Below are 8,872 nucleotides of genomic sequence, written 5' to 3' on the forward strand. Positions count from 1 at the left end.
CGTGGCAATCCAGAGTCCACAGTCTGGCGATCCGGGCGTGATTGCGATTTCACGGTGCTACGCCGACAGCGCGCACCATCAGCGCATGACCTTGTCAGGGGTGATCGGCGTGCTGCGGATGCGGTTTCCGGTAGCGTGGAAAATGGCGTTGCTGATCGCGGCAGACACACCCACCAGACCGATCTCGCCTACGCCCTTGGCCCCCAGGCTGCTGACCACCCGGTCGTCTTCCTCCACGAACAACACCTCGATGTCATGAATGTCCGCATTCACCGACACGTGGTACTGGGCGAGGTCGTGGTTCATGAACCGGCCAAAGCGGTGGTCTGTTTCGGTGTGCTCATGCAGGGCAGCGCCAATGCCCCAGACCACGCCGCCGATGATCTGGCTGCGCGCGGTGGTGGGATTGATGATCCGCCCGGCCGCCACCGCGCTGACCACGCGCATCACGCGCACCGTGCCCAGCTCCTCGTCCACGCGCACTTCTACAAACACAGCGCTGTGGGTGGCACGGGTGTATCTGCGCTGTTCCAGGATGTCAGGCAGCAGCAGGTAGCTTGCCTCCACATGGTCGCGGCCTGCGCGCTGCAGCAGGTCGACCAGCGGGACCGCACTGCCTGGGTCCCCGCGCAATGCCAGGGTGCCGCCCTCGAACACCACGTCTTCCAGCCTGGCCCGCGCGAAGGCGGAGCCCGGAACCAGCCGGGAAAGGGCAAGCAGCCGCCGACGCAGCTTGCGGCACGCTCCCTCCACCGCGGAGCCGACCGTGCTGACATGCGACGAGCCGCCTTCGATCGGTGCCGCCGGCAGGGTGGAGTCGCCCAGGCGGAAGCTGACCTGTTCCAGTGGCAGGCCAAGGGCCTCGGCCGCGATCATGCTCATCACCGTATAGGTGCCGGTCCCGATGTCGCTGGCCGCACTGCTGACCACCAGACGCCCGTCGGCATGGAACTCGGCGTGCGCGCGGGCAAACATCTGCATCGCATCCCACTGGCCGGTGGCCATGCCCCAGCCCACCCATTCGTTGCCTTCGCGGCGCGCGCGCGGTTGCGGGGCCCGCTGCGCCCAGCCGAACTGTTCCGCGCCTCGCGCGTAGCAGTCGCGCAGCGCCTTGCTCGAGAAGGGCTTGCCATCGGACGGGTTGACCTCGGCGTAGTTTTTCAGGCGCAGGGCCAGCGGGTCCATCTGCAGCGCGTGGGCCATCTCGTCCATGGCCACCTCCAGCGCATGCACGCCGTGCGCCGCCCCGGGCGCGCGCATGTCGATGGGCGTGTACTGGTCCAGGTCCACCACCTTGTAGCCCAGATGGACGTTGTCGCAGGCATACAGCTGCCCGCTCCAGTTCACGACCACCTCGACGTAGTCCTCCATCCGCGAGGTTTCGCCAACGGCTTCATGCCAGATCGTGCGCAGAGTTCCGTCGGCGTCCGCGCCCAGCTGTACCCGCTGCACGGTTTCAGCCCGATGCCCGAAGGTGAACATCTGCTGGCGGGTCATGACCACCCGCACCGAACGTTCCAGTGCCAGCGACCCCATCACCGCCAGCGCCAGCTGGTACTGCGGCCTCAGTCCGGCACCGAACGCCCCGCCCACGAACGGGTTGCGCACTGTCACCCTGCGCTTGGGGAGCCCGAACACGTGGGAGACATACCACCGGCTGTTCTGGGACCCCTGGGTTTTGTCGTAGATGGTGAGATGGCCATCGTCGCCGCGGATCACGGTGCTGGCGAACAGTTCCATCGGGTTGTGGTGTTCCACGCCATGGTAGAAATCCGAGCGGACACGAAACGCTGAGGCCTCCAGTGCGGCCTCGGGATTCCCCTTGTCCTTCGGCGGCGCGGAAAACCCGGCCTTCATCTTCCTCGGCGGACGCGCCCGCTGCATCGCCGCGAGCAGGTTGGTCTCGTGCTCATCCACGGCGTAGTGAACCTTCACCCGGCCCGCGGCCTCGCGCGCCGCGTCGAAGGTTTCCGCCAGCACGAGTGCCACCGGCTGTCCGCTGTACATGACGTGCTCGTCATGCAGCGGGCGGAACGGCTTGCCCGCCGGTGCCGTCATGTCCTTGTAGAACAAGCCGTTGGCACGCATCGGCGGACGATTGAGATGGGTGAGAATGGAGACCACGCCGGGTACCGCCTGCGCGTCACGCAGATCGAAGTCGAGGATCCGGCCTTTGGCGATGGTGCTGTTGACCACCACGCCGTAGACCAGGTCCTCGGTCGGCCACTCTGCGGCGTAACGCGCCCGGCCGGTGACCTTGGCGTGCGCATCGATGCGCGGCGTTGCCGTGCCGGTGGGCACGTGACCGGTTCCGGCCGGCGCGGTAGGCGGGACCAGGGGGGCAAAGTGATTCATGCAGCACGCTCCGGCATCGGGCCGTGGCCCTGGTTGTCGACGGTGCCCTTGGCAGCAGTTTCCAGCGCACGCACGATGGCCCGTTGGGCGAGGGAAATCTTGAACGCGTTCTCACCCTGCGAAACCGCACCTTCCAGCAGGTGCGCCGCGGCTTCGTGCAGGCGCTCACCGGCCGGCGCTGCGCCCACCAGCATCGCTTCGGCAGAAAGCCGCCGCCATGGTTTGTGCGCCACGCCGCCAACGGCGATACGCGCCTCGCGGATGATGCCGTGCTCATCCAGGTCCAGCGCCGCCGCCACGGAGACCAGCGCGAAGGCGTACGACAGGCGCTCACGGATCTTCAGGTAGGCGCTGTGGGCAGCAAAGCGGTCCTGCGGTGGCAGTTCGATGCGCACAATCAGCTCGTCGGCGGCCAGGGTGGTATCCACCTCCGGGCGGTCACCCGGAAGCCGGTGGAACTCGGCGAACGGAATCACCCGTTCACCCCGCACGCTGCGTACGTGCACCGTCGCGTCCAGCGCCGCCAGGGCCACGCACATGTCCGAGGGATGGGTTGCGATGCAGTGCTCGCTGGCACCCAGAATGGCATGGTATTTCGTGAGTCCGCCGATCGCCGAGCAGCCGCTGCCGGGCTCACGCTTGTTGCAGGGGGTGGCCCGGTCGTAGAAATAGCTGCATCGGGTGCGCTGCAGCAGGTTGCCCCCGTTGGTGGCCATGTTCCGGATCTGAGGCGAAGCCGCCGCCAGCATCGCGGCCGACAGCAGCGGATACTGGCGCTCGACCAGCGGATGCCACGCCGTGTGTGCATTGCGCGCCGTCGCACCCAGGCGTAGCCCGCCGTCGTCACGAGGTTCAATGGCGTCAAGCGGCAGGCGGTTGATGTCCACCAGGCCCTGGGGGGCCATCAGTTGCAGCTTCATCAGGTCGAGCAGATTGGTTCCGCCGCCGATGGCCCGCACTTCGCCAGAGCCATGCGCGGCCAAGGCGTGCAGCGCCTGTTCGACGGTCTCGGGTCGCCGATAGCTCGCCGGGATCATGCCGGCACCGTCCCGGGCACCCAGCCGGCCGCAGATTGCTTATCAGCGCTGTCTGACTCTGTCTGCAGCACCGAGAGGACCGCGTCGGTGATCTGCGGATACGCCCCGCAGCGGCACAGGTTGCCGCTCATCAGCTCCCGCACCTGGTCGCGGTTTCCTGCACGCCCTTCGTTGATCAGCCCCTGCGCCGAGCAGATCTGTCCGGGAGTGCAGTAGCCGCATTGCAGGGCGTCGCACTGGATGAAGGCCTGCTGCAGCGGGTGCAGCGCGCTGCCCTGGGCGAGGCCCTCGATGGTGGTGACCTCGGCACCGTCCTGCATGACCGCCAACGTCAGGCAGCTGTTGATGCGTTGTCCGTCCACCAGCACGGTGCACGCGCCGCACTGTCCGTGGTCGCACCCCTTCTTGGTGCCGGTCAGGCCCAGGTCTTCCCGCAACAGGTCAAGGAGGGTGAGGGTGGAGGGCACGTGGAGCGTACGCGTCACCCCATTCACTTTCAGCGTTGTGGAATACACGTCGCGGCAGCCTGCAGGGCTCCGTACTGGCGGTGACGTCTCGCTCATGGCGGTTCCGGCTAGGGCAGAGGGGTCAACCATGCGCTGCGCGACGTGCAGCAGCAGTGGACGCAGCATGCAGCGCATGCGAAGACACCGCCTGTACCGTGCCACAGAGCGGTATCTTTTCGGAACACAGACCAGTACTACTACCGGGGCACGGACCCGGTACAGCTGCTGCAATACGCAGGCATCGGCCATTCGGCCCTTACCTGGAGAAACCCGTGCGAACATCAGCGCTGACGTCCACCCTCACTCCACTCATCGTGGCGCTTGCCATCGGCGGCTGCCAGAGCACTCCGACTCCTTCGGCTGACCCCGGTCCGCCGCCACCGCCACCGCCGCGTGAACTTCCCGGGTCGGTCACCGCTGCGTCCACCGGAGCCACCTTGATGGGCCGGATCACCGCACTGAATACGTCCACCCGCGAAGTGACCGTCACCGGCAGCGACGGCAGCAGCGTGGAGATCGTCGCAGGGGCTGACATCCGCAACTTCAACCAGCTGAAAGTCGGCGACCAGGTCGCGCTCGACTATCGCGCCGCCGTTGCCCTGGAGCTGGAACCTGCGGGCAGCGCGCCTTTGGGTGCCACTGCCACACAGGCACGCACAGTTCCCAATCGGGGAGATATTCCGGGCGGAGCTCGTTCCAACACCATCAGCCTGGTCACCGAAGTGGCCGCTGTGAATCCAGAGCGCGGCACCATCGCGCTGCGGGGACAGAGCGGCAACACGCAGATCATCGCGGTCGAGCGTCCGGATCTGCGCGCCAAACTGCCCAATGTGAAGCGCGGTGACCTGTTGCGGATTTCCTACACCCAGGCCGTCGCTCTTGGAATTCGTCGCTCCCCTTGAAGTCGGCCCGCACTGGTGCCGCGTACAAACGCGGCCGCCAGTTTCAGTGCATCCTCGCTGCCGCGGTCTCCGCGCAGTGCCCGCACCAGTGCCGCAGGCGTGCTGCCGGTCCAGCGCATCAGGTCATGCGTGGCATGCGCCTGGTCGCTGTATCCATGCCGTGCCGCAGCAGCGGCGATGTCAGGCGCTTCTTCATCCAGCGACTGCAACAAGGCCTGCAGTCGTCGCACCCGAGCGTACTCCTTTGGGGTCATGCCCACTGCGGCAAGAAATCTCGGTTGCAGCGTGCGTAACGAAACGCCCAGCGTCTTCGCCAATGCGCTGATCCGCAGGTCGCCCTCCGCCGCGTCCAGCAGGGTCACGGCCTTTTCGATCTTCGCATCCAGCGCGAAGCCTTTGCAGTACGGGCGCAGAAACTGCCACAGCGGCTCCGGACCATCGGCCTCGGTACTGGCCCGGGCGGCAGCTGCAAACACCTTCGCGAACGGATCATCGAGCGTATGCAGATCCGGCGCGTGGTCACGCAGGCTGGCGAGTCGTGGTCCCGCTACCAGTGAGCTCGCCGCTGGCTGCAGGCGGACGCCGATGCAGAGCACAGGACCGACCGCCTGCAGGCGTACCGGCCCGCGCTGCTGCGCGGCAAAGCAGAAAGGCTGATCGGAGCGGACCGCGCCATTCACGGCATGCATCTGCAGCGGAACCCCCAGTTCGGCCAGCAGTTCGCAACAACCGTCCGGATAGATCACCTGGATTTCGTTACCTGGGGCGTCGTCCCGCAACCGCCACAGGCACCGCACATGGCGGCGCAGATCGGGAGGGGCAGGGTACTCTGCGTAGTCCATGTGCCATCGGAACGCAGGCTGCGCTTTTTTACAAGCGGGTCCTGCCGGTTCCCGCTAGCCTGCGCTCACCTGACCACGGAAGCGCGAACATGATCAAGACGATGGCGACCCTGCTGGGCGCGGCCCTGGCACTGGGAAGCGGAGTGGCCGACGCTGCCGGCGCGGATTTCGACTGGCTGGCCGGACATTGGTGCGGCGGCACGGAACAGCGGAAGATCGAGGAGGTGTGGCTGCCGCAGGGGGGCGGTGCCCTGCTGGGGATGTCCCGCACCCTGTCCGGGGACAGCCTCGAGTCGTTCGAGTTCATGCGGCTGGTGCCAGCGGGCAAGGACGCGGGCTTCCATGTGCAGCCCAACGGCGTTCCAGCGACATTGTTCACCATTTCCAGCCAGGGCAGGGGATGGGTTGTGTTCGAGAACCCGGCGCACGATTTCCCCAACCGTATCGAGTACCGAAGCGAGGGGGAGGCGCTGCATGCCGTCATTTCGGGTCCCGGCGAAGGGGCTATCCGCTTTGACTATCAACGCTGCAACTCACCCACCCCGTAGAGCGGGGCTTGCCCCGCTGAACCACCGACCCTCCATGCCGCGCGCGAAAAGCAGCGGGGCAGAGCCCCGCTCTACGACAGGGCGCACCACCTGCAGCGGGGCAAGCCCCGCAATTCATCAGTCGAGCCAGCGGAACAGGCGCGAACGGGGCCTGATCCATCGATCAAACGCCAGCACCAAAAGCAGGGAAAGGAACAGAAGTGGCAGCAACACGGTCGTTCCGACCCCCAGCACTTTCAGCCAACGGGTCGGCGTGGCTTTGTCCGACCCAGGCGAGCCGATCCGGCCAGCGGGCCTCCGACGCCACCACTTGGCTGTTGTGAAATTTGCGTGAATATGGGATGTTATAACCTAACGTTCATTGAAGGCTGTTGCTCCATGATGTCCCTGTCTCTGCGCCATGCACCCCAACGCGCCTTGGTCGCCGCCATCTCACTGGCCTGCGGCTGGTCAGCCGCCGCCGCCGATGCCGCAGTCGAACTTGACCCGGTGGTGGTGACCGCCACCGCCACCGACCGCCTGGCCAGCGATGCGCCGGCCTCGATCAGCGTGATCACCCGCGAACAGATCCAGGCTCGGGCGGTACTCGACCTGAGCGACGCCCTGCGCGGCACCACGGGTGTCACCGTCGCCGGCGTCGGGTTTGGCCGCCGTGGCATCCGCATCCGCGGCATGGACCCGGAATACACCTTGGTGCTGCTGGATGGACAGCGAGTAAATGCCGCCAGCGACGCCATCGCCCATGCTGATTTCGACCTTGGGTGGATGCCAGCTGCCGCGATCGAACGCATTGAAGTGGTGCGTGGCCCGATGTCGTCGCTGTACGGCTCGGAGGCATTGGGCGGCGTGGTCAATGTGATCAGCCGCCGTGCCACCGACGAATGGCAGGGCAATGTGGTCTATAACGGCGGCGTGGTCGGCGGCAACCGTGGCGGCAACACCGTCCAGGCAGGCCTCTACGCAGGTGGCGCGCTGGTGCCCGGCACGCTCGGCCTGAGTCTGTTCGCGGAACACCGACAGAAGGACGCCACCCGCGACCCGACCGACGAACGCCTGGACGAGCAGGAACAGCGCCGCGTTAACACAGGGCGCGCGGTGCTCACATGGACGCCGGACGAACAGCAGCGCATCGATCTTTCGCATCTGCAGGGCAGCGAGTTCCGCAAGCGCGCCGCGCTGCAGGCGGGTACGGTGCCTTATGTCTACGAAACCATCGACGACATCCGCCGCCAGCAGACCACGCTGTCGCACACCGGCGACTGGAGCTGGGGCCACACCCGGATCAGTGCCTACCAGAGCAGGCTGGAGCGCGAGAACCGCCGCGATATTGGCGAAGCGACCCGGCCGCAGGACCTGCGCGACGACATCGTTGACGGGCAGGTGACGGTCAATGCGGGCAGCGCGCACCGCATCAGCGTGGGTGGCGAATGGCGCCGCGAGCGCCTGGACGACACTTCAGCCGCGGCTTCCGGCCAGGTGGAAGCGATCCAGACGGCGGTGTTCCTGCAGGACGAAATGCAGATCACCGACGGCCTGTCGGTGGTGGTGGGCAACCGCGCCGATCATCATGACGAGTTCGGCTGGCATCACAGTCCGCGTGGCTACGCCGTATGGCACATGACCGATGCATTCACCCTCAAAGGTGGGGTGGGCACTGGCTTCAAAGCCCCCAGTCTGAAGCAGCTGTCTCCAGAGTATTCGGCAGTGGGCGGCGGGGGACGCTTCACCATCGTGGGCAATCCGGCGCTGAAGCCGGAACAGAACACCAGCTACGAGTTGTCCGGGGCATGGCAGCGCAATGGATGGTCGGTGCAGACCACGGTCTTCCAGAACGACCTGGAGGATCTGATCCAGACCGTATGTGTCCGTGCCTGCGGCGTGCGCGGCCGCGAGCTTCGCAATTACACCAACGTGGCTGAAGCGCGCATTCGCGGCATCGAACTGGCCGGCACCATCCCGCTGGTGGACGGCCTGCGCCTGGACGCGAACTACAGCTGGATCGACACCGAAGACAAGGAAACCGGGTTGGAACTCAACGAGCGTCCGGAACGCAGCGGCGCGGCCAGCCTGGTGTGGGAGCACGGAGTGCTGCAGGCGACCCTGCGCGGAGAGTACATCGGACCGCAGAAGCAGGCGTCCGGCACCACTCAGGTGACGCTGCCCGACTATGCACTGGTTTCGCTGGACACGCGCTGGTCGATCACGCCGCGGCTGAGCATGGTGGTGGGTATCGACAACATTGCCGACAAGCGCCTGGATGAGACCGGCGCGTTGTACGCGTACCCGGAAACCGGTCGCTACGTGCACGCTGGCTTCGACCTGGCGTTCTGATTGTGCGCCTGACGTTGCTGCTGCTGACCCTGCTGTTGGTGCCCCTCGGCAGTTGGGCAGGAGAGCTGCGGGTGGAGGTGGTGTCCACCGACTTCATCCTGCCGTCCAAAGTCTATGCGATACAGCAGCAGATGGCGTCGTCCGGGGTGGAGCTGCAGCACCGGGTGGTCGGGAGCGGACAATCGTTACCCGATACCTGGCCGGCGGGCGTGGATCTGGTGATCCTGGATACCCCGCGTCCTTCCGATGCCGCGCAGGTGATGGCGGCGGTGGAGAAACCGCTTGCGGCGGCCAGCGTGCCATGGGTGCGCGTGGGCGGCGGACCGCCGGCCTCGGCGGGCCTGCCAGCGC

7 protein-coding genes and 1 pseudogene are annotated in these 8,872 nt (G+C 66.4%); 4 read left to right on the plus strand and 4 right to left on the minus strand.

Going from position 1 to position 8,872, the window contains the following annotated elements; genetic code table 11:
- Positions 1-78 precede the first annotated feature (78 nt).
- The 3 genes and pseudogenes from EGJ34_RS00855 to EGJ34_RS00865 form a co-directional block, all read right to left on the minus strand.
- The gene (locus tag EGJ34_RS00855; protein ID WP_125358139.1) at positions 79-2,355 is read right to left on the minus strand and encodes a xanthine dehydrogenase family protein molybdopterin-binding subunit; all 2,277 of its coding nucleotides are present in this window, start codon (positions 2,353-2,355) and stop codon (positions 79-81) included.
- Complete coding sequence (locus tag EGJ34_RS00860) at positions 2,352-3,416, minus strand: xanthine dehydrogenase family protein subunit M (RefSeq protein ID WP_185750022.1); 1,065 nt, start codon at positions 3,414-3,416, stop codon at positions 2,352-2,354. Before EGJ34_RS00860 ends, EGJ34_RS00855 begins: the two co-directional genes overlap by 4 nt.
- A pseudogene (locus EGJ34_RS00865) lies at positions 3,389-3,889 on the minus strand ((2Fe-2S)-binding protein); the annotation flags it as partial. The gene EGJ34_RS00860 and the pseudogene EGJ34_RS00865, both read right to left, overlap by 28 nt.
- A gap of 281 nt (positions 3,890-4,170) precedes the next feature.
- Between EGJ34_RS00865 and EGJ34_RS00870 the strand changes: the two are divergent.
- The gene (locus EGJ34_RS00870; RefSeq protein ID WP_125358145.1) at positions 4,171-4,800 is read left to right on the plus strand and encodes a hypothetical protein; all 630 of its coding nucleotides are present in this window, start codon (positions 4,171-4,173) and stop codon (positions 4,798-4,800) included.
- Here EGJ34_RS00870 and EGJ34_RS00875 read toward each other — a convergent pair.
- A complete protein-coding gene (locus tag EGJ34_RS00875; RefSeq protein WP_125358147.1) occupies positions 4,758-5,642 on the minus strand; it encodes an AraC family transcriptional regulator in 885 nt (294 codons plus the stop codon). The genes EGJ34_RS00870 and EGJ34_RS00875 overlap by 43 nt on opposite strands.
- An 89-nt stretch (positions 5,643-5,731) precedes the next feature.
- On the opposite strand from EGJ34_RS00875, the gene EGJ34_RS00880 reads away from it, so the two are divergent.
- The 3 genes from EGJ34_RS00880 to EGJ34_RS00890 form a co-directional block, all read left to right on the plus strand.
- Positions 5,732-6,190 (plus strand): DUF6265 family protein, encoded by a 459-nt coding sequence (locus EGJ34_RS00880; protein ID WP_125358149.1) that lies wholly within the window; start codon positions 5,732-5,734, stop codon positions 6,188-6,190.
- A 378-nt stretch (positions 6,191-6,568) separates the two neighbouring features.
- The gene (locus EGJ34_RS00885; protein WP_260476864.1) at positions 6,569-8,521 is read left to right on the plus strand and encodes a TonB-dependent receptor; all 1,953 of its coding nucleotides are present in this window, start codon (positions 6,569-6,571) and stop codon (positions 8,519-8,521) included.
- A gap of 2 nt (positions 8,522-8,523) precedes the next feature.
- The coding region (locus tag EGJ34_RS00890; RefSeq protein ID WP_148100468.1) for a hypothetical protein at positions 8,524-8,872 on the plus strand (349 nt) is incomplete at its 3' end.

It is taken from the genome of Stenotrophomonas sp. 278 (genome assembly GCF_003935715.1).
Taxonomy (GTDB): domain Bacteria; phylum Pseudomonadota; class Gammaproteobacteria; order Xanthomonadales; family Xanthomonadaceae; genus Stenotrophomonas; species Stenotrophomonas maltophilia_AH.

Excerpts from the sequence above, each read along its gene's own strand:
- EGJ34_RS00855 (WP_125358139.1), bottom strand. The coding sequence starts at position 2,355 with ATGAATCACTTTGCCCCCCTGGTCCCGCCTACCGCGCCGGCCGGAACC.
- EGJ34_RS00875 (WP_125358147.1), bottom strand. The coding sequence starts at position 5,642 with ATGGACTACGCAGAGTACCCTGCCCCTCCCGATCTGCGCCGCCATGTG.
- EGJ34_RS00880 (WP_125358149.1), top strand. The coding sequence starts at position 5,732 with ATGATCAAGACGATGGCGACCCTGCTGGGCGCGGCCCTGGCACTGGGA.
- EGJ34_RS00885 (WP_260476864.1), top strand. The coding sequence starts at position 6,569 with ATGATGTCCCTGTCTCTGCGCCATGCACCCCAACGCGCCTTGGTCGCC.